Here is a 21693-nt window from a genome sequence, read left to right as displayed (position 1 = left end):
GCCGCGCGCCGCATCACCACCGATGGAGAACACTGATGTCCCAGTCCCAGTCCCAGTCCCAGTCCCAGTCCCAGTCCCAGTCCCAGACCCCTGATTCCGGCCCGGCCGCGCCGCTGCCCGCGAATCTGCGCACCGGCGTCGTGGTGGGCAACCCCAAGCCCGCCTCGCGCACGTATCAGGCCGCGGTTCGCCTGGCGGAACTGCTCACCGGGCGCGCCCCGGACCTGACCATCGACTTGGCCGAGTACGGCGCCGGCCTGCTGGACTGGTCCGACGCCGCCACCGCCGGCGCGGTGTCCGACGTCATCGCACTGGACCTGCTGGTGGTCGCCAGCCCGACCTACAAGGCTTCGTACACCGGTCTGCTCAAGCTCTTCCTCGACCGGTTCCAGGCCGACTCGCTGGCCGGTGTGGTCACCATTCCGCTGATGCTCGGCGCCGGACCGGGCCACGCGATGGCGCCCGAGGTCTTCCTCAAGCCGGTGCTGACCGAACTCGGCGCGCTGCTGCCGACCCGCGCCCTGTACCTGCTCGACTCCTCCTACGACGACCCGGCCGCCTACGAGCCCTGGCTCGCCGCCGCGCGCGCTCCGGTGCGCGCCGCACTGGCCGCGAATACCCGGCCGAGCTGATGTCCCACCAGAGTCGATGTCTCACGGTGATGTCTCACCAGATAAGACTCCCGGCATCGCGCCGATGGAACACATCCACGGAAAGCGACACCAGAGCACGCCTGGCAGCCCCGGCCTGCATTATTTCAGTAGAGATGAAATGGACGCGTGTTGACGCCCGCGAATCACGCTGCGATCGTGGACGCATGACCTCCGGCGCGCTCCTCGTGGCCCGTCTGCACGTCGACCTTCGACGGCAGGCCAGTGCCGTCTGTTCCGCTTCTCGGTAGTTCTCCGCGCCCAAAGGGCCGCCCTCACGTCGCCTCTGATGAATCCGGCGACTATTTCAGGGTTCTGCATTCGAGCTTTTGAATCGCGCCGCTGATTACCCGTCGGCGTGCCCGCGCGCGCCTTCTCCCCCGCCTTCTCCTGTCTTCTCCCCCGCCTTCTGAAAGGCCCATGTCGTCATGCCGGAAAACCAGCTCACCATCACCCGTGTCGCCGGGCACATAGGTGCCGAGGTCGACGGACTCGACCTCGCCGAACCGCTCGATGAGGGCACCGTGGCGGCGGTCCGTGCCGCGCTGCTGGAGCACAAGGTCGTCTTCTTCCGGGCCCAGCGCCTGGACCACGGCTCGCAGATCGCCTTCGCGCGGCAGTTCGGCGAGCTCACCCACGCACACCCGCACGAGGAAGCGCCGCCGGAGCGGTTCCCGCAGATCCTGACCATCGACCCGGACCGCTACGCGAAGAAGTACGGCGAGGACTTCCGGCAGGAGTACCGCAAGCGTCAGTACTCGTACTTCGCGGGCTGGCACACCGACGTCACCGCCGCGGTCAACCCGCCGGCCGCCTCCATCCTGCGGGCCGAGGACGTGCCCGAGTTCGGCGGCGACACCCAGTGGACGAACCTGGTCGCCGCCTACCAGGGCCTCAGCGCCCCGCTTCAGCGGCTCGCCGAGTCGCTGCGGGCGGTGCACCGCTTCCGCATCCCGGCCGACGAGGACTCCAAGCGGGCCGAGCGGGTCAACGCCAACCTGCTGATCGCCGAGCACCCGGTGGTGCGGGTGCACCCCGAGACCGGCGAGCGGGCGCTGTTCGTCAACCCCGGCTTCACCGACCACGTCGTCGGGCTGAGCGCGGTGGAGTCCCGGCGCGTCCTGGACCTGTTCTACGAACACCTGACCCGGCCCGAATACACCGTGCGCTTCCGCTGGCGCGCGGGCGACGTCGCGTTCTGGGACAACCGCGCCACCGCGCACCTGGCCCCGCGCGACCTGGACCACCTGAACGTCCGGCGCACGCTGCACCGCGTCACCCTGATCGGGGACCGCCCGGTGGGGGTCGACGGCCGCGAGTCCGAGCTCATCGCCGGCCGGCCGTTCCTGGCCCAGAGCGCTGTCGTGTCATGACCCTGTTCACCACCAACCAGGACCTGTCCCCGGACGCTCTGCGCGAGGTGTTCGGCGCCTTCCCCTCCGGGGTCGTCGCCCTGATCGCCTTCGTGGCGGACGAGCCGGTCGGACTGGCCGCCAGCTCCTTCACCTCGGTGAGCCTGGACCCGCCGCTGGTGTCGGTGTCGATCGCGAACGGCTCGAAGACCTGGCCGGAGCTGCGTGCCGCCACGTACCTGGGGATCACGGTCCTGGCCGAACAGCACCGCGCGTTCGCCCGGCAGTTGGCCGGGCCGGTCGACTCCCGGTTCGACGGGATCCCGCTGGCGCGCGCCGCCGAGGGCTCCGGGTTCGTCGTGGACGGTCTGGCCCATTTCAACACCAGCGTCTATCGCGAGGTCGAGGCCGGCGACCACACGATCGCCCTGCTGCGCGTGCACGCCAGGGCTGCGGCCGCCGAGGGCCAGCCCCTGGTCTTCCACCGCAGCGGCTTCCGCACGCTCGCCGCCTGACCCCCGCACCCCCACGCCGCCACACCGCCTGACCGCCAGACCGCCAGACCGCCAGACCGCCTGGCGACTCGTCTGGCGATTCCCGAAGAAGGACATATGGAATTCCTCTGGTACGTCCCCAACACCATCGAACCCGGCCACCGGGGTGACGACACCGCCGACGGCTGGGGCAGCCTGGACTTCACCCTGGACCTGGCCGCCACCGCCGAGCGCCACGGCTGGTCCGGCGCGCTGTTCGGGACCGGCTGGGGCCGTCCCGACACGTTCACCGTCGGCACCGCGGTCGCGGCGCGGACCACCACGTTCAAGCCCCTCGTGGCGATCCGTCCCGGCTACTGGCGGCCGGCCCATTTCGCGAGCTCGGCGGCGACGCTGTCGCACCTGTCCGGCGGCCGGCTGCTCGTCAACATCGTCAGCGGCCAGGACAACCTCGCCGCGTACGGCGACGCCGAAGGCGACCAGGCGCAGCGCTACGCCCGGACCAAGGAGTTCATGCGGATCGCCCGGCGGCTGTGGACCGAGGAGAACGTGACCTTCGCCGGCGAGTACTTCCGGGTCGCCGACTCCACGGTCGTCCCGCGTCTTCCCGGCGGCGGACCGCGCCTGTACTTCGGTGGCGCATCGGCCGCGGCCGAACAGGTCTCGGCGACGGAGGCCGACGTCCAGCTGTTCTGGGGCGAGCCGCTGGCGGGCATCGCCGAACGCATCGACCGGCTCCGTGCCCTCAGTCGCGACCTGGACCGTGACTTGGAGCCGTTTGAGTTCGGGCTGCGGATCACCACCCTGGTCCGGGACACGCCGGAGGAAGCCTGGCAGGCCGCGGAAGAGAAGGTGGCGAAGCTCGCGAAGCGAGACGCCGACCGGAACATCCGCCGGACCGCGGTCGGCCAGCAGCGCCTCCTGGATCTCGCCGAGCGCGGCGAAGTCCTCGACGACTGCCTGTTCACGACGCCGGGCCGGTACGGGGGCGGCGGGGCCGGCACGACCTGGCTGGTCGGTTCGGCCGACCAGGTCGCGGCGGCCCTGCGCAAGTACGCCGACCTCGGCATCAGCCACTTCATCTTGTCCGACACCCCCTACAAGCAGGAGACCGCCCGCGTCGGTGACGCGCTGATCGGGCGGCTGCGCGAGCCGGTCGCGGTCTGAGGGGACGCTGCTCACCCTCCGCTGACCCCTATCCGCTGTGCCCTCGCTGTTCGCTCCCCTCTGATCACCGCCCACTGTTCGCTGTTCGAACCCAGGCACACCTGTCCCCGAAACCCGACCGAACCTATCTGGATGGATGACTTTGAAAGGCCGAGACACATGACCGACCGGGTACCAACCCTCCGTCGCGCAGCCATCGCGGGCACGACCGCGATCGCGACCGTCGTCGGACTGACGGCCTGCGGGTCTTCAAGCCACCCGTCGCTGTCGCTGACGGCCGCCCTGCCCACGACCGTGCCCGCCGGCACCGTCCTGCGCATCGGCGACCCGGCGGCACAGATCGCGATCCAGGCCGCCGGCCTGGACAAGGAGCTCGCCGCCGAGGGCGTGACCATCAAGTGGGCCAACATCAGCGGCGGCCCGGACAGCATCAAGGCGTTCCGCGGCGACCAGCTCGACTGCAGCGCGGTCGCCGACATCCCGTCGCTGTTCGCGCACTGGACCGGCACCTCGACCAAGATCGTGTTCCAGTCGGTGACCGTGGACCCGCTCTCCTACCCGGTCTACGAGCTGGGCATCGCCCCCGGCAAGGACATCAAGACCCTGGCAGACCTCAAGGGCAAGAAGATCGCCTACAGCGCGGGCCAGGCCCAGGGCGCGCTGGTGCTGCGGGTGTTGCAGAAGGCCGGGCTGACGAAGAAGGACGTGACGCTCGTGGACCTGCCGAGCACGGCGAGCACGTACAACCAGGCGCTGGGCAGCCACGCGGTGGACGTCGCGCCGCTCGGGACCAGCACCATCGTGACGTACCTGGACCAGTACCCGGGCTCGTCGGAGATCCCCACCGGCATCCGGGACGACGCCTCGAACCTCTACTGCCTCACCTCCGCGGTCCAGAACGCGGGCAAGGCCGCCGCGCTCCGGGCCTACGTCACCGCCCGGACCAAGGCGTTGCTCTGGGAGAACACACACCCGGCCCAGTACGCGCAGCTCTACTACGAACAGAACCAGGGCCTGAGCGCCGCCAACGCACAGCACGCCGTCCAGCTCAAGGGCCTGACCGGCATCCCGGCGGACTGGACGAACGCCGACGCCCGGCTCCAGGCCACCGCCGATCTGCTGGCGCAGGACCAGGGCAACACGAAATTCAACGTCTCGGAGGTCGTCGACCCGCGCTTCGCCGCGGTGGAGGCCGCGGCGGCGGGCTCGGACGTGGTCACCGGAGGTGCGTCATGACCAGCACCGCGCTGGACCGGGCCGTCGTGGCCGAGGAACCGACGCGGGACGACGTCCGCGTCGTCCGGCGCCAGCTCGGACCCGGCCCCCGGATCCGCTTCGCCTTCTGGATCGGCCCGGCGCTGCTGCTGGCGATCTGGGTGGTCGGGTCGCTGACCGGCTTCATCGCCGCGCAGGTGCTGACCGCGCCGTGGGACGTGGTCAAGGAGTTCGGCGACCAGTGGAGCAACCACGATCTGCTCGGCAACATCACGGCCTCGCTGGGGCGGGTCTGCTACGGCCTGGCCCTGGGCACGGCGGCCGGCTTCGCGCTGGCCCTGGTATCGGGCCTGTCCCGGCTCGGCGAGGCCGTCATCGACGGCCCGATCCAGATCAAGCGCGCCATCCCGACCCTGGCCCTGATCCCGCTGTTCGTGGCCTGGTTCGGCATCGGCGAGCAGATGAAGATCATCACCATCGCGCTGATCTCGATGATCCCGATCTACATCAACACCCACAACGGCCTGCGCGGCATCGACGGCCGCTACGCCGAGCTCGCCGAGACCCTGGACATCAGGCGCGGCACGTTCCTGCGGCACGTCGTGCTGCCCGGCGCGCTGCCCGGCTTCCTGCTGGGCCTGCGGTTCGCGGTGACCTCGGCGATGCTCGGCCTGGTCGTGGTCGAGCAGTACAACTCGCTGTCCGGCATCGGGCACATGATGACGCTGGCCCAGGAGTACGGCCAGACCTCGGTCATCGTGGTCGGTCTGGTTCTCTACGGCCTGTACGGCTTCCTCGCCGACGCCGCCGTCCGTCTGGTGGAAAGGAAGGCACTGTCATGGCGACGGACGTTGGAGGGCTGAGCGCGGCCGGCGTCACAGTCCGCAACCTGCACCGCAGCTTCAACCGGTCCGGCGGGGTCCTGAACGGTCTGGACCTGGACATCGCGCCGGGTGAGTTCGTCGCGCTGATCGGACGCTCCGGCAGCGGCAAGAGCACGCTGCTGCGCGCGCTGGCCGGACTGGACCGCGATGTCGAGGGCTACGGCCGGATCTCGGTTCCGGAGCAGGTGTCGGTCGTCTTCCAGGACTCCCGGCTGCTCCCGTGGAAGCGGCTGTTGGCGAACGTGACCTTCGGCCTGGAAGGCAGGGACGCCGCCGAGCGAGGACTCCGTGCTCTGACCGAAGTCGGCCTGGCCGGACGGGAGTCGGCGTGGCCGGCCGAACTGTCCGGCGGCCAGCAGCAGCGCGCCGCGCTGGCCCGCTCGCTGGTGCGCGAGCCACAGCTGCTGCTGGCCGACGAACCGTTCGGCGCGCTCGACGCCCTGACCCGGCTGCAGATGCACGAGCTGCTCCGCAAGCTCTGCGCGGTGCACCGGCCGGCGGTGCTGCTGGTGACCCACGACGTCGACGAGGCGATCGTGCTCGCCGACCGGGTGATCCTGCTGGACGGCGGCGTGGTCGCCACCGATCTGCGGATCGACCTCGCCCAGCGGTCGCAGGCGGACCCGGGGTTCGCCGGGCTGCGGCACCAACTGCTCGACGCGCTGGGCGCCACCGGCGAACACCTCGGCTCCGACTTCATCGCCCCCGGCCAGCGCCGGGCCTCCTGAAAGGACACCACTTCATGAGCACCGACCAGAACGAGCACACACCCCGCGGCGGCAGGAAGCTCCATCTCAACGCGTTCCTCATGGACACCGGCCACCACGAGGCGTCGTGGCGGCTGCCGGAGTCCGATCCGTACGCGATCTGGGACGTCGAGTACTACAAGCGGGTGGCCCGGATCGCCGAACGCGGCAAACTGGACTCGATCTTCTTCGCCGACAGCCCGGCCCAGGGCCAGGACCCCTCGCGCAGGCCGCCGGGCAAGCTGGAGCCGACCGTGCTGCTGACCGTCATCGCCGGCGCCACCGAGCACATCGGCCTGATCGCCACCGCGTCCACCTCCTACAACGAGCCGTTCAACCTGGCCCGGCGGTTCGCCTCGGTGGACATCGCCTCGCGCGGCCGGGTCGGCTGGAACATCGTCACCACGGCCGGCGCCGACGCCGCCCGCAACTTCGGCCTGGACGACGTGCCGCTGCACAAGGAGCGCTACGACCGGGCCGAGGAGTTCGTGGACGTCGTCACCAAGCTGTGGGACAGCTGGGCCGACGACGCGACGATCGCGGACAAGGCGGCCGGGGTACACACGCTGAAGGAGAAGGTCCGCGCGATCAACCACCGCGGCCGCTTCTTCCGGGTCGACGGCCCGCTGAACTCGCCGCGTCCGCCGCAGGGCTGGCCGCTGCTGGTGCAGGCCGGCTCCTCGGAGGACGGCAAGGAGTTCGCGGCGGCCTGGGCCGAGGCGGTCTTCACCGCCCAGCAGACACTGGAGGACTCGCAAGCGTTCTACGCCGACCTGAAGGCCCGCGCCGCCGCCCACGGCCGCGACCCGGACAGCATCAAGATCCTGCCCGGCATCGTGCCGGTCATCGGGGACACCGAGGCCGAGGCCCGCGAACTGGAGGATCAGCTGGAGCGGCTGATCGACCCCGAGCACCAGAAGCAGAACCTGGCCGCCCGCTTCAGACTCGACCCTGAAACACTCGATCTCGATCAGCCGCTGCCGTTGCATCTGCTGCCCGAGGAGGACGCCATCGAGGACGCCAAGAGCCGCTACACGCTGATCGTCGATCTGGCGCGGCGGGAGAACCTGACGGTGCGGCAACTGATCGCCCGCCTCGGCGGCGGCCGCGGCCACCGGACCTTCACCGGGACGCCGGTGCAGATCGCCGACACCATCCAGCACTACTTCGAGAACGGCGCCGCCGACGGCTTCAACATCATGCCGGCCGTCCTGCCGTCCGGATTGGAGACATTCGTGGACAAGGTTGTGCCGATCCTGCAAGAGCGGGGTCTGTTCCGCACCGAATACGAAGGCAGCACACTGCGCGACCGCTACGGTCTGGCCCGCCCGGCCAACCGGATCCACGACGCGGCCGAACGCGTGGGTGCCGCTTCGTGAGCTCAGCCCCGATCAGTTCTGAAAAGACGGCCGGCGGTAGCGCCGAAACACAGGATGACCAGTGGCTGCGGCGCCTGGCCGGCTACTGTCTGAGACACCGCGCCGATTTCTTCGCCGCCTACGGGGCGGCGCTCGTCTCGGCCATCGCGACCGCGGTGCTGCCGTTGGTGTTGCGGCACATCGTCGACGGCGTCGACGACCGTTCGCTGCGGATGACCCCGTGGCTCGTGGTCCTGGCCGGGCTCGGACTGGTGCGGTTCGCCGGCAGCTTCCTGCGCCGCTACTGTTCCGGCCGGCTCTCCCTCGGCGTCCAGTACGACCTGCGCAACGACGCGCTCGCCGCCCTGTTGCGGCTCGGCGGCGGCTATCAGGACGAGCTGCGGACCGGCCAGGTGGTGAGCCGTTCCATCTCGGACATCACGCTCATCCAGCAGCTGTTGCAGATGTTGCCGAACATGACCGGCAACATCCTGATGTTCTTCGTCTCGCTGGTCTTCATGGCGGTGCTCTCGCCGGTGCTGACGCTGGTCGCCCTGGTGGTGGCACCGGCGCTGTATGTCATCGCCCGACGCAGCCGCAACGACCTGTTCCCGGCCACCTGGCACGCGCAGCAGGAGGCGGCCGAGGTCGCCACCGGCGTCGAGGAGGCCGTCACCGGCGTCCGGGTGGTCAAGGGCTTCGGCCAGGAAGAGCGCGAGATCCGCGAACTCCAGACCCGCGCGCGCCGGCTGTTCTCCTCCCGGGTGCGGGTGGCGCGGCTGACCAGTCGCTACAACCCGGCGCTGCAGGCCGTGCCGCCGCTGGGGCAGGTGGCGGTGCTGGCGCTCGGCGGGTGGCTGGCGTTGCGCGGGGACATCACGCTGGGCACGTTCCTGGCGTTCACCACGTATCTGAGCTCGTTCGTGAACCCGGTCCGTCAGGTGGCCACGCTGCTGACCGTGTGGCAGCAGGCGCGGGCGGGGGTCGAGCGGGTGCTGGACATCGTGGACGTCACGCCGGGCATCGCAGACCACGAAGACGCCGTGGAGCTGCCGGACGAGCCGCTCGCCGTGGAGTGGGACGACGTCGTCTACGGCCACGGCGAGCAGGGCGGCACCCCGCTGTTGAACGGTTTCTCGTTGCGGGTGGAGGCCGGCGAGACCGTGGCGCTGGTCGGCGCGGCCGGATCCGGCAAGTCGACGGCGGCGCACCTGATCCCGCGCTTCTACGATCCGCTGTCGGGTTCGGTCCGGGTCGGCGGCATCGACGTCCGCGACCTGCGCTTGGCCTCGCTGCGCTCCCATCTCGGGTTCGTGTTCGAGGAGAGCCGGCTGATCTCGGGCACCATCGGGGCGAACATCGCGTTCGCGGAGCCGGACGCCGCTATCGAGCGGATACGCGCGGCGGCGCGGATAGCCCGGGCGGACGAGTTCATCGACGGGCTGCCGGACGGCTACGACACCGTCGTCGGCGAGCAGGGCCTGACGCTGTCCGGCGGCCAGCGCCAGCGGATCGCGTTGGCCCGGGCGATTCTGCGGGATCCGGCGGTGCTGGTCCTGGACGACGCCACCTCGGCGATCGATGCCCGGGTGGAGAAGGAGATCCACGCGGGCCTGCACGGCATCACCCGCAAGCGCACCACGCTGATCATCGCGCACCGGGCCTCCACGCTGGAGCTGGCCGACCGCATCGCGGTGCTGGACGGCGGCCGGGTGGTCGACGTCGGGACGGCGGCCGAGTTGCAGGAACGCAGCGCGGTCTATCGGGCGCTGCTGTCGGGCGAGGCGACGCCCGGGGAGCTGGACCTCGACGCCGTCGAGGCGGCCGAGCCGTACCGGCCGGACGGGATCACCGAGTCGTTGTGGCGGCGGCCCGGCGAGGCGGGCGGGGCAGCCGGGGCAAGTGCTGCGGGCACAGCGAGCGAAGCGGGCAAGGCAGCCGCCTACGGGACAGGCACAGACGCTGCGGGCAAGGCGAGCGGGCCGGATGACGCGCGCGGGACAGGCGCCTCCAGCGGGGCCGACGCTGGCTCGGCAGGCGCAGGCATGGCAGGCGCAGGCTCGGCAGGTGCGGGCTCGGCAAGCACCACCAATGCAGTGGGCGCGGCAGGCGAAGCAGTCGGTCTGCGAGTGGCCCAGGCCTTCGCCGCACGCGCCGCCGGCGCCCACGGCGGTGGCGGCCGGGCCGGCCTGGGCGGCGGCGGGGGCGTCCTGGGATCGGCGCCGCCGACCCCGCGGATGATGAAGCACCTGGCCGAGATGCCGCTGGTCGATCAGGATCCTGACGTCCCGGACGAACAGGCCCGCGCCGCCGACCCGCACTTCGGGCTCGGCTCGCTGGTCCGGCCGTTCCGCGGCGCCCTGCTGCTCGGCCTGATCCTGGTCGCGCTCGACGCCGCCGCCGAGATCGCCATCCCGGTCCTGGTCCGGCACGGCGTCGACTCCGGCATCGCGCGCCGCTCCGAGCGCACCCTGCTGCTGGTCTCGGCAGCCGCGGCGGCGATCGTCATCGCCGACTGGATCGCCGGGATATGCCAGGTCCGCGTCACCGGCCGCACCGGTGAGCGCTTGCTCTACACGCTGCGGGTCAAGACCTTCGCACAGTTGCAGCGGCTCGGACTGGACTACTACGAGCGCGAGCAGGCCGGGCGGATCATGACCCGGATGACGACCGACGTCGACTCGCTGTCGAACTTCCTGCAGACCGGGCTGGCGACGTTCGTGGTCAGCGTGCTCACGGTGTTCGGCGTCCTGATCGCGCTGCTGTTCATCGACTCGGGACTGGCGCTGGTGCTGGTGGCCGCGCTCCCGGTGCTGGCGGTGTCGACGGCGCTGTTCCGGTGGCGCTCGGTGCCGGCGTATCTGGACGCCCGGGAGAAGGTCAGCGCGGTCAACGCCGACCTGCAGGAGAACGTGACGCTGATCCGGGTCACGCAGGCGTTCGGGCGTGAGGCGTACAACCACCGCGCGTTCGCGGTGCGGGCATGGGCGTTCCGGGACTCGCGGCTGTACGCGCAGCGGCTGATGGCGACGTTCTTCCCGTTCGTGGAGTTCCTGAGCGTCGTCGCCAGCGCGGCGGTGCTCTTCGTCGGCTCGCACCAGGTGCGGGACGGGGCGCTGTCGGCCGGGACGCTGATCGCGTTCCTGCTCTGCGTCGACCTGTTCTTCTCGCCGATCCAGCAGCTCTCGCAGGTCTTCGACGGCTATCAGCAGGCGGTGGTCGGGCTGGGACGGCTGCGGGCCCTGATGCGTACGCCCTCGGCGACGCCCGCGGCGCTCGATCCGGTACCGGTGCCGGAGTTGGCCGGGGCGATCGAGTTCGACGACGTCGGCTTCGGCTACCGGACCGAGGCTGTCGCCGAGGGCGAGGCCGGGGGCGCCGAGCCGCGCGAGGTGCTGCACGGCATCAGCTTCCGGATCGCGCCCGGCGAGACCGTCGCCCTGGTCGGCACCACCGGCGCCGGCAAGTCCACGATCGTCAAGCTGGTGGCCCGGTTCTACGACCCGACGTCGGGCGCGGTGCGGATCGACGGCGTCGATCTGCGGGACTTCGACCTCGGCCAGTTCCGGCACCGGTTGGGCATCGTGCCGCAGGAGTCCCACATCTCCGGCGGCACCGTACGCGACGCCATCGCCTACGGCCGGCCCGACGCCACCGCCACCGAGGTGGAGGCGGCCTCCCGGGCGGTCGGCGCGCACGAGATGGTCGCCGGGCTGGCCCGCGGCTACCTGACCGACGTCGGGGAACGCGGCCGGACGCTGTCGGCGGGGCAGCGGCAGCTGCTGGCCCTGGCGCGCGCCGAACTCGTCGATCCCGACGTCCTGCTCCTGGACGAGGCCACCGCCTCGCTGGACCTGGCCACCGAGCGCCGGGTCGGGCAGGCGACCGCGGCGCTGACCCGCCGCCGCACCACCATCGTGGTGGCGCACCGGCTCACCACCGCCATGACCGCCGACCGGATCGTGGTGCTCGGTCACGGCCGGGTGCTGGAAGTCGGCTCACACACCGACCTGCTTCAGGCGGACGGGCCTTATGCCCGATTGTGGCAGGCGTTCCAGAGCGCCGGCCCGAACGCCGACATCGACTTGCTGTCGCAATCCCAAGGAGAGCCCCGATGAGCATTGCGCTGCGCCCGTTCGGCCGCACCGGCGTGAAGGTCAGCGCGCTCGCGCTGGGCACGATGATGTTCGGGGCGCGGGGCAACCCGGACCACGACGACAGCGTCCGGATCATCCGCCGGGCGCTGGACGCCGGCATCAACCTGGTCGACACCGCCGACGTCTACAGCCAGGGCGAGTCCGAGACGATCGTCGGCAAGGCCCTGGCCGGCCGCCGGGACGAGGTCTTCCTGGCCACGAAGTTCCACGGCCGGATGGGCGAGGACGTCAACCGGTTCGGCAACTCGCGGCGGTGGATCTTCCGGGCCGTCGAGGAGTCGCTCACCCGGTTGCGGACCGACCACATCGACCTGTACCAGGTGCACCGGCCCGAAGACGACACCGACATCGACGAGACCCTCGGCGCGCTGTCCGACCTGGTGCACCAGGGCAAGATCCGCTACATCGGCACCTCCGCCTTCGAGCCGTCCGGGATCGTGGAGGCGCAGTGGGTGGCCGAGAAGCGCGGCCGGGAGCGGGTGGTGGCCGAGCAGCCGCCGTACTCGATCCTCGCGCGGGGCATCGAACGCGAGGTGCTGCCGATCGCGCAGAAGTACGGCCTCGCGGTGATCCCGTGGAGCCCGCTGGCCGGCGGCTGGCTGACCGGCAAGTTCCGGGCTGGCGGCGGGCAGCCCGAGACGAGCCGCGGTGCCCAGCAGGGTCGCTTCGAGATCGGCGACCCCGCCAACGCCGAGAAGCTGCGGGCGGTCGAGGCGCTGGCCCTGCTCGCCGAGGAGGCCGGAGTCTCGCTGGTGCACCTGGCGCTGGCGTTCGTGCTCGAACACCCGGCGGTCACGGCGCCGATCATCGGCCCGCGCACGTTCGAGCAGCTGGAGGGGCAACTCGGCGCGGCGTCGCTGCGGCTGACTCCGGACGTGCTCGACGAGATCGACAAGATCGTGCCGCCCGGGGTGACCGTGTCCTCGCGGGATGCCGGGTATCAGCCGCCTTCGGTCACGGAGGCCGCACGACGGCGGCGTGGGTGAGGCTGGCCGCTGCCTCAGGGATTCCGGCCGGTTCCGCGGGGGTCCGGCCGGAATCCTCAGCGGTCCCGGCCGGAATCGTCGGGAGTCCCGGCCGGAATCTTCGGCGGTCCCGGCCGGAGCCTCAGCGGATCGAGCCCAGGAACTCGATCATGCGCTCGGCGTCGCCGAACGGGCTGACCAGCAGGTCGGTCGTCCCGGCGTCGGCGTAGGCCCGCAGTTCGCGCTCCAGGGTCTTCTCATCGCCCGCTACCAGGGTGTCCCCCACGCTCGTCTTCCCTTGGCGACCGAGGATCTCCTGGTAGGCGGGCATCTGCGAGGCCATCGCGAACTGTTCGGACAGGTGCGCCCGGGCCGCGTCGGGGTCGCCGGTCAGAGCCGCGACGACCAGGGCCACGATCCTCGGCGTCGGGCGTCCCGCCGCCTGCGCGGCCTGGTTGAGCAGCGGCGCCACATGCTCGCCGATGACCCGCGGGCCGGCCCAGACCGTGGTCGTCCCGTCGGCCAGCTCGCCGGCGATCCGCAGCATCACCGGGCCGAGCGCCGAGAGCAGCAGCGAGGGCCGCTCGGCTCCCGGCGCGTCCACCCGGCCCACCGCCGTGATCCGCTCACCCCGGTACTCGGTCGCCCGGCCGTCGAGCAGCGAGGTCAGCGCCTCCAGATACTCGCGCGTGTGCTGCGCGGGCCGGTCATAGGCGAGTCCGAACTGCCCCTCGATGACCGCGGGGTGGCTCGGCCCGACGCCGAGGGTGAAGCGGTTGCCGCTGATCGCCTGCGTGGTCAGCGCCTGGGCGGCCAGCGCGAGCGGGTGGCGCGGGAAGGTCTGCGTGACCGCCACTCCCACCTCGATGCCCGGGGTTTCCCGGCCGCAGACTCCCGCGAGGCCGATCGCGTCCCAGGACCCGACTTGGCCGAAGAACATCGCGTCCAGACCGGCCGCGGACACGGCCCGCGCTCTGGCGACGTGCTCGTCCACGCTCAGTACTTCGCCACCGGAAAAAAGTCCCCACCGCATAGCGGCCTCCACCATGAACGTTCATCCGCCGATTGCTACTTCAATTGCTACTTCAACAGGATACTTATATAGAGCGCGGCCGGAGCAGGCGGAGCAGTGGTTCACCCCTCGGGCGTGTAAGGACCGCAGCCGTGGGACGGTGTTGACGCGCACTGGAGGCCCCGCCCAGACTGGGATCATGGATCAGGGGCCGCTGACCACGCGTTCCCGTTGCTGAACTGACGCCTCCTCCCACACCCCTCCCGCTTCACCCTTTGCTCCACCCCTTGCCGCCCCGAACGGGGCCATGAGCCGTACCCGGAGTCCGTCATGCCTGCCAAGCAACCCAGAACCCTGCGAACCGTGACCGGTGCCGGCGGCCAGCCCGGCGTCTACGAACTCGCCCTGGACCCGAAGCGCTCGACCCTGGACAGCGCGATCCGGGTGGCCGGGCTCGCCGAGGCCGCGGGGTTCGACGCGCTGTTCGTCCCGGACCTGCTGCGCTTCGGCGCGCAGGGCGCGATCGGGGCGCAGGAGCCGCTGCTCTACGTGGCCGCGCTCAGCCAGGTCACCCGGGACATCGGCCTGATCGCGACCGTGTCCACCACCTTCCACCACCCCTTCAACCTGGCCCGGATGTTCGGCACCCTGGACCACCTCAGCAACGGCCGCGCCGCCTGGAACCTGGTCACCTCCTCGATCGGCGAGGAGAACTACTCCGCCGACCCGCTGCCGAGCCCGCCGGCCCGCTACGCCCGCGCCGCCGAGACCCTGGAGATCGTGCACGCCCTCTGGGACAGCTGGCAGCCGGGCGCCCTCACCCTCGCCCCGGACGGACACGCCGTCCTGGACCGCTCCCTGATCAAGCCGATCAACCACATCGGCGAGTACTTCCAGGTGGCCGGGCCGCTGAACATCCCACCGCTGCCCCAGCGTCGACCGGTACTGATCCAGGCCGGACAGTCCGAGGAGGGAATCAGCCTCGGCGCCCGCTACGCGGAGATCGTCTTCACCTCACTGCCGACCCTGGCGATAGCCCGCGAGCACACCACCCGCATCCGCTCCCAAGCCGCCGCCCTCGGCCGCCCCGCCGGACTCCCCCTGATCTTCAGCTCCTTCCACGCCACCTACGGCGCGACCGAGGAGGAGGCACAGCGCCTGGTCCGCGAGCGCATCGACGCGATCGACTACGAGCGCGGCCGCACACTCCTGGCGGACATGCTCGGCGGCACGGTGGACCTGTCCGAAGCACCCCTGGACCAGCCACTGCCGGAAACCCTGCTCCCGGACATCGCCTCGATCAACGGCCGCCGCGGCCGGGTGGACATCTTCTCCCGCTACGTCCGCGACGGCAAAACCCTGCGCGAACTGATCATCGCAGCCCAGGACACCGGCCACTGGAGCGAGGCAGGCACGCCCTACCAGCTGGCGAACGCGATCGAGCAGCGCTTCCGAGCCGGGGTACTCGACGTGATCATGCTCAACGGACTCGACGACCCGCGCCAGCACGACCTGATCGTCAACGGCCTGCTTCCCGAGCTACGGGAGCGCGGCATCGTCGCGCCGCCCGGCTATCAGGGCGGGACGCTGCGGGAGGCGCTGGGGCTGGAGCTTGCCTCGTAGCTGGGAGCGGTGGGAGCCTCGTGCGTTAGTGCGACCAGACAACGGGGGTGTCGGGGATGAACGGTTACGTCAGCACCGGAGCGGGCTGGTTCACGCTGAGCCTGGTCAACGCGGGCCTCGCGCAGGGGAAGAACCGCAGTGGGTTCAATTGGTTCGTCCTATCGCTTCGCTGCTGCTCGGTCCGGTGGCCACCTTCTTGATCGTGGCGTGGCCGGCTGTGGAGCACGAGGGCATCGGCTGAGCACCGCCGTGCGTGGCGTGCCGGGCCGCTCGGCGGGCCGGAATCACCCCATCCACGCGGCGATCTGACGCCCCGCTGCTCTACGGTGTCCCACCATGAGCACCCGCCCCGCCTCCTCCTCCCGCAAGCCCGGCAAGCGCCGCAAGTCCGACGAAAGCGCGCTGATCCTCCCCGCCGCGTGGAAGGAGCGGCGGCACAAGCGGCGGGGGGATGCGGTGGTGGTCGGGGCGCGGGAGGCCAGTTCGCGGGCGATGCTGTCGGCGCAGGCCCGGGCCGAGGTTGAGCGGGTGCTGCGTGATCCGGGCTCTGATCCCGAGTTGGCTGAGCGGGGGCTGGCTTATCTGCACGGTGCGGCGGATGCGGTGGGGGCGGCGGTGATCGCGGCGGTCAAGGTGCACCGGTCGGTGGGGGGCGTCGCGTGGCCGTTCGCCGACGGGTGGGTCGCTGAGCACGGCTTGCCGTTCGCCGCCTGTGCGTACGCCGAGTTCGGTTCGGCCGCCGTCGACTCCTCGCCCGGCACCGGGGGGCTTCGGGTCGTCGCTGTGCCGCGCTATGGCCATCACACGCGCGCGTGGTGGCGGGACGAGTACGCGTCGCGCCGGCTTCGCACCCGGATGGCCGCCGCCGACGATGGGGTCTACGCCGAGGCCGTGGAGCGGCTGGCGGGGTGCCGACGCGACTCCGCGCAGCGGGCCGTCGTCTCCTATCTCGTGCCGGACCGGCGTGACTGGGTCGACGAGTGCTGCGCCGCTCCCCCGCAGGATCCGATCCGCTGGATGCTGCTGCTCGCCCTCACCTCGGCCGACCAGCTCGCCGCGCTGCGCGACTGGATTCCGGGCCGCTGGTGGGACTACCCGTCGGGGGTGGTCGCCACCATGGTCGACGGGCTCGGGGCGGCGATGGCGCCGCTGCTGATCGACGCCCTGGACCAAGACCTCTCCGTGCCCGAGACCCGCACGATGCTCAACGCGCTCGCGCTGCTGCCCTCGGACGAGGCCTTCCAGGCCCTGGTGGACCGGGTCGGCCGCAAGTACGTCCAGCCCGCGCTGCTCGGCGCGATGAAGCGCTTCCCGGTCCGGGCGATGCGGTTGCTCGCCCCCGCGACCAGCGGATCGACGCAGGCGGCGGTCCTCGCCCGCGACCTGCTGGCCGGGCACCTGCTGGCCGCCCCGCAGCAGACAGCGGCCGCGCTGCCGGAGCTGGCGCCCGAGGTCCGCGCTGTCATCACCTCCCTCACCGCGACGAACACCCGCATACCCGACGCCCCCGCCGACACCCTGCCGCCGATGCTGGTCACGCCCCCGTGGACCCGGCCGCGCACGCTGCCGGAACCCACCGTCCACACCGGGCTGACCGCACCCACCCGCCAGGCGGTGCTCTGGGCCGACGGCGAACGCGGGCAGTGGGAGAAGTCCTCGCAGATTGGCCGCCAGTACGAGCGTCCCGAATACGCGCTCAAGGCCGTCGAGGAGTTCCAGGCCGGAAAGACGACCAGGCACACCCCGTTGCTCTTCATACACGGCCCCGAGGAGTTGGTTCGGCCGCTGGTCGGGAGCTGGCGACCCGCAGAACTCATGGGCGCGGCGAGGTGGCTGACGCCCGTCGTCGCGCGGTTCGAGCTCGACGCCCTCCCGGTCGCGCTGCACGCCGCGCGGTCGAAGCCGGCGGTGGCCGCAGCGCTCCTCCTGCCATACCTGGACGCCGAGGTAGCGCAGCTGACGGCCGGCTGGCTGGCCCGGCTGCCGTCGGTCCGCGACGCCGCAGTCGCCTGGTTCACCCGGCACGGCACCGAAGCAGTGCCCTACCTCGTGCCAGCCGCACTCGGCGAGCCCGGGCAGCAGCGGAAGGAAGCCGAGGGCGCGCTTCGGCATCTCGCGTCCGAACACGGCGCCGAGGCGATCCTGGCGGCGACAAAAGCGTTCGCAGACGTGACCGCCACCAGCGCGATCGAGCGGCTTCTCGCGGCCGACCCGACGGAACTGCTCCCGGATCGGATACCGACGATCGGCCGGTGGGCCAGATCCGGACCGCTCCCGCAGATCCGGCTGCGCGGCAGCGACGGCGGCGGCAACGACGGCGGCAGCAGCAGCAGCAGCGGCGGCGGCGGCGGCGACGACGACCAGGCCCTCCCCCGCGAAGCGACCGACCACCTCCTGACCATGCTCGCGATATCCAGTCCGGGCGCGATGTACCCCGGCATCGGACCAGTCCGCGAAGCCTGCGACCCGGAGTCCCTGGCCGAGTTCTCCTGGGCGCTGTTCCGCGGCTGGCAGGCGGACGGCGCGCCGGCCCGGGACGACTGGGCCCTGACCCAACTCGGCTGGTTCGGCGACGACGGGACGGTACGCCGACTGGCCCCGCTGCTGCGGGCCTGGCCGGGCGAGGGCCGGACCGCCAAGGCCGTCAAGGGCCTGGACGTGCTCGGCGAGATCGGTACCGACGTCGCCCTGATGCACCTCAACGGCATCGCGCAGAAGATCCGCTACCCGGCGCTCAAGGCCCGGGCGCAGGAACGGATCGACGACGTCGCCGCGCGGCTGGGACTGACGCCTGAACAGCTCGCCGACCGGCTGGTACCGGACTTCGGCCTCGATCCCGACGGGACGCTCGTCCTGGACTACGGGCCCCGGCGCTTCGTCGCGGGGTTCGACGAACACCTCCGGCCGTACGTCACCGACGAGCACGGCAAGCAACGCAAAACCCTGCCGAAGCCCGGGACCAAGGACGACCCGGCGCGCGCCGAAGCGGCGTACCAGAGATTCGCCGGGCTCCGGAAGGACGTCCGCATGATCGCCGACGACCAGATCCGGCGGCTGGAGACCGCCATGGCCACCCGGCGCCGCTGGACGCTCGCAGAGTTCCGAGATCTGTTCATCGCGCACCCGCTGACCTGGCACATCACCCGCCGGCTGGTCTGGATCGCCGGAGACGGGGACGGAGACACGGACGGCGCCGAGAACGAACGCATGACAGCCTTCCGCATCGCCGAGGACCGCACCCTGGCCGACCTCGCCGACGACCCGCTGAAGCTCCCCGAGACGGCCACGATCCGCCTCGCGCACCCCGTCGACCTCGGCCCCGACCTACCGGCCTGGTCCGAACTGTTCGCCGACTACGAGATCCTGCAACCCTTCCCCCAGCTCGGCAGACCGGTCTGCACCCTGACCGAAGACGAGCGTAAGCGCGGCCGGGCCGAACGCTTCGAGGGACGCACAATGCCGATCCGCGGCGTGCTAAGGCTGATCCGCCGCGGCTGGCTACGCGGGGAACCGCAGCACCACAACCTCACGCGCTCGATCTCCCGAGACCTGGCGGCCGATTGCCAGCTCGTGGTCGGTCTCGATCCGGGGATCGAGCCCGGGAACGGCATCGACGATCCTGACCAGCAGATCACGCACGTCCGCTTCGACGACTCCCACCCCGACCGCTCCGACACTCCCTGCGATTCTCTTGACCCGGCAATCGTCTCCGAGGCCCTGGCCGAACTGACCGACGCCTTCGAGGAGACGCCGTCCAACGGGTGATCGCTCCCGGCGGGCTTGTGGTGCCGGACATCTGTCGCTAACGTTCCGCGCACATAACTCTGCAACGTTGCAGCGTTCATCATCGCTCCACATTGCAACGTTGCAGAGTCCTGCGACCGAGGAGACTTCCATGATCCGGAGCAGACCACGAAGACTGTCCCGCTGGACGCGGGGGCGGGTTGCCGCCGCGGGTGCGGCAGCCGCGCTCCTGCTGGGTTCGGTGACGACCGGCGTGCTGATCGCCGCGCCGCCCGCAACCGCCGTAACAGCCACGACAACAGCCACGACAACGACCGCGACCACTGCAACCACCGCGGCCACCCCGGCCACCCCGGCCACCGCGATGCCGACGACCGGCGTCCTCTACGCGCCGAACCTGTCCGCCAACCCCACCGAGGACGCCAGCTACCCCCGGGTGATCCGCCTGGCGAACAGCGGTTCCCTCAACGGCGAGCTACTCGCCACCTTCGCCCACTCCGGGGTGGGATCGACGAAGGCGAACTTCCCGATCTACACCTCGACCGACGACGGCCACACCTGGTCGGCCTCGCCGATCGGGACGGTGACCGACACCGTGCACGGCTGGGACCTGGACGGCCCGACGCTGTTCGAGCTGCCGCGCGCCGAGGGCTCGCTGCCGGCCGGGACGTTGCTGGCGTCCGGTACGGCGTGGAACCACAACGACTACACGCAGCAGGCGATCGAGGTGTTCGCCAGCACCGACCACGGCGCCACCTGGAGCTATCGCAGCTCCTGCACCTCGGAGTCGGGGATGGCGAACAGCCAGGGCCACGGCATCTGGGAGCCGGAGTTCGGGGTGGCCGGGAACGGCGACCTGGTCTGCTACTTCTCCGACGAGCGGCCCTCTTCCAACGGCTACAACCAGGTGCTGGCGCACGTGGCGAGCACGGACGGCGGCGCGACGTGGGGCTCTGAGGCCTACGACGTCGCCGTGCAGGACAACGTCCAGCGGCCGGGCATGACCACGGTCGTCAAGCTGCCCAACGGCACCTACGGCATGACGTACGAGGACTGCAAGGCCGGGTTCGACCCCGACACGGCGTGCTCGGTCTACTTCAAGACCTCGCCCGACGGCGAGAACTGGACCCCGGCGTCCGGCCTGGGCAGCCTCGTCCAGACCTCGGACGGACGGCACCTCCTGCACACGCCGGGCCTGGCCTGGTCGCCGATCGGCGGTCCGAACGGCACGCTGCTCGTCTCCGGCCAGCGGGTGGTCTCCGGCAACGACGGAGCGGTGACCGTGCAGCACGAATCCGGGACCGTGCTGTTCGCCAACACGAATCTCGGCTCGGGCAGTTGGACCGAGACCACGGCCCCGGTCAACACCAACCCCACCGGCGGCTACGACAGCGGGGAGACGGCCTGCGCCGGCTACAGTTCCCCGATCCTGCCGTCCGTCTCCGGCTCGACCGTCCTCTACCTGGCCGGAACGCACCTGAACAACGGCAAGTGCGAGGTCCAGTTCGGCTACGACGCGGCCCCCGGCCCGACCGGCGCGATCACCGGCCCCGGGACCACCGGCAAGTGCGTGGACGTCAACACCAACACCTCGACCGACGAGAACACGGTGCAGCTCTGGACCTGCAGCGGCGTGCCCGGCCAGCAGTGGTCGGTCGAGCCGGACGGCACCGTCCGCGCCTTCGGCAGCTGCCTGGACATCGACGGCAACGGCACCGCGAACTCCACCAAAGTCGAGCTCTTCCACTGCGACAACGCCGGCGGCCAGCAGTGGCGCGAGCAGGCCAACGGCTCGCTGCTGAACCCGCAGTCCGGACGCTGCCTGGACGACCCGCAGGCGAACACCGCCGACGGCACCCAGCTCCAGATCTACGACTGCAACGGCCTGTCCACGCAGGTCTGGAACATGCCCGGCGCGCCGACCGCGGCGATCACCGACCCCGGTGCGACGGGCAAGTGCGTGGACGTCAACACCAACACGCCGACCAGCGGGAACGCGGTCCAGCTCTGGGACTGCAACGGCGTGCCCGGCCAGCAGTGGGCGATGCGGCCGGACGGCACCGTCCGGGCCTTCGGCAAGTGCCTGAACCTCATCGGCGGCGGCACCGCGAACTCCACCAAGGTCGAGCTGAACGACTGCACTAGTGGCAACGGCGGCCAGCAGTGGGCGCCGCAGAGCAACGGCTCGCTGCTGAACCCGCAGTCCGGACGCTGCCTGGACGACCCGCAGGCGAACACCGCCGACGGCACCCAGCTCCAGATCTACGACTGCAACGGCCTGTCCACGCAGGTCTGGACGACCGCCGTGTAGCCAGGCGCCAGCCAC

Annotated in this window: 14 protein-coding genes and 1 pseudogene; 14 read left to right on the top strand and 1 reads right to left on the bottom strand. The window is 71.0% G+C overall.

Going from position 1 to position 21693, the window contains the following annotated elements; genetic code table 11:
• The first annotated feature begins 125 nt into the window (after positions 1 to 125).
• The 10 genes from KGQ19_RS11515 (at position 126) to KGQ19_RS11465 (ending at position 13009) form a co-directional block, all read left to right on the top strand.
• The gene (locus tag KGQ19_RS11515; protein WP_368862093.1) at positions 126 to 632 is read left to right on the top strand and encodes an NADPH-dependent FMN reductase; all 507 of its coding nucleotides are present in this window, start codon (positions 126 to 128) and stop codon (positions 630 to 632) included.
• 446 nt (positions 633 to 1078) lie between these two features.
• A complete protein-coding gene (locus KGQ19_RS11510; protein WP_212009083.1) occupies positions 1079 to 2023 on the top strand; it encodes a TauD/TfdA dioxygenase family protein in 945 nt (314 codons plus the stop codon).
• Complete coding sequence (locus KGQ19_RS11505; protein ID WP_212009082.1) at positions 2020 to 2517, top strand: flavin reductase family protein; 498 nt, start codon at positions 2020 to 2022, stop codon at positions 2515 to 2517. Before KGQ19_RS11510 ends, KGQ19_RS11505 begins: the two co-directional genes overlap by 4 nt.
• A gap of 96 nt (positions 2518 to 2613) precedes the next feature.
• Positions 2614 to 3663, top strand: a complete 1050-nt coding sequence (locus tag KGQ19_RS11500) for an LLM class flavin-dependent oxidoreductase (RefSeq protein WP_212009081.1) — start codon at positions 2614 to 2616, stop codon at positions 3661 to 3663.
• A 159-nt stretch (positions 3664 to 3822) separates the two neighbouring features.
• Positions 3823 to 4899 (top strand): ABC transporter substrate-binding protein, encoded by a 1077-nt coding sequence (locus tag KGQ19_RS11495; RefSeq protein ID WP_230418497.1) that lies wholly within the window; start codon positions 3823 to 3825, stop codon positions 4897 to 4899.
• On the top strand, positions 4896 to 5741 hold the full coding sequence (locus tag KGQ19_RS11490; protein ID WP_212009079.1) for an ABC transporter permease: 846 nt from the start codon (positions 4896 to 4898) through the stop codon (positions 5739 to 5741). Before KGQ19_RS11495 ends, KGQ19_RS11490 begins: the two co-directional genes overlap by 4 nt.
• The gene (locus tag KGQ19_RS11485) at positions 5717 to 6490 is read left to right on the top strand and encodes an ABC transporter ATP-binding protein (RefSeq protein WP_212009078.1); all 774 of its coding nucleotides are present in this window, start codon (positions 5717 to 5719) and stop codon (positions 6488 to 6490) included. Before KGQ19_RS11490 ends, KGQ19_RS11485 begins: the two co-directional genes overlap by 25 nt.
• Positions 6491 to 6504: 14 nt before the next feature.
• Positions 6505 to 7887 carry an LLM class flavin-dependent oxidoreductase gene (locus KGQ19_RS11480; protein WP_212009077.1) on the top strand — a complete coding sequence of 461 codons (1383 nt, stop codon included), beginning with the start codon at positions 6505 to 6507 and terminating at the stop codon, positions 7885 to 7887.
• Entirely contained in the window at positions 7884 to 11984 is a 4101-nt protein-coding gene (locus tag KGQ19_RS49495) for an ABC transporter ATP-binding protein (protein WP_307856394.1), read from the top strand. Before KGQ19_RS11480 ends, KGQ19_RS49495 begins: the two co-directional genes overlap by 4 nt.
• Positions 11981 to 13009, top strand: a complete 1029-nt coding sequence (locus KGQ19_RS11465) for an aldo/keto reductase (RefSeq protein ID WP_212009076.1) — start codon at positions 11981 to 11983, stop codon at positions 13007 to 13009. The genes KGQ19_RS49495 and KGQ19_RS11465 overlap by 4 nt, the downstream gene beginning before the upstream one ends.
• Positions 13010 to 13130: 121 nt before the next feature.
• Here the strand turns inward: KGQ19_RS11465 and KGQ19_RS11460 are convergent, their stop codons facing one another.
• Positions 13131 to 13982, bottom strand: a complete 852-nt coding sequence (locus tag KGQ19_RS11460) for a TIGR03564 family F420-dependent LLM class oxidoreductase (protein ID WP_368862090.1) — start codon at positions 13980 to 13982, stop codon at positions 13131 to 13133.
• Positions 13983 to 14330: 348 nt separating this feature from the next.
• Here KGQ19_RS11460 and KGQ19_RS11455 point away from each other — a divergent pair, with 348 nt between their 5' ends.
• From KGQ19_RS11455 to KGQ19_RS11445, 4 genes and pseudogenes are all read left to right on the top strand, one after another.
• The gene (locus KGQ19_RS11455) at positions 14331 to 15623 is read left to right on the top strand and encodes an NtaA/DmoA family FMN-dependent monooxygenase (RefSeq protein WP_212009075.1); all 1293 of its coding nucleotides are present in this window, start codon (positions 14331 to 14333) and stop codon (positions 15621 to 15623) included.
• 56 nt (positions 15624 to 15679) lie between these two features.
• A pseudogene (locus KGQ19_RS52710) lies at positions 15680 to 15864 on the top strand (antitermination protein NusB).
• Positions 15865 to 15959: 95 nt separating this feature from the next.
• Positions 15960 to 19388, top strand: a complete 3429-nt coding sequence (locus tag KGQ19_RS11450) for a DUF4132 domain-containing protein (RefSeq protein ID WP_212009074.1) — start codon at positions 15960 to 15962, stop codon at positions 19386 to 19388.
• Between the two features lie 343 nt (positions 19389 to 19731).
• A complete protein-coding gene (locus tag KGQ19_RS11445) occupies positions 19732 to 21678 on the top strand; it encodes a ricin-type beta-trefoil lectin domain protein (RefSeq protein ID WP_368862091.1) in 1947 nt (648 codons plus the stop codon).
• Positions 21679 to 21693: the final 15 nt, after the last annotated feature.

The sequence above is a fragment of the Catenulispora pinistramenti genome (assembly GCF_018274385.1).
Classification (GTDB): domain Bacteria; phylum Actinomycetota; class Actinomycetes; order Streptomycetales; family Catenulisporaceae; genus Catenulispora; species Catenulispora pinistramenti.
The sequence above is the reverse complement of the archived record's forward strand: the minus strand, read 5'-3'. Positions and strand labels throughout refer to the sequence as shown.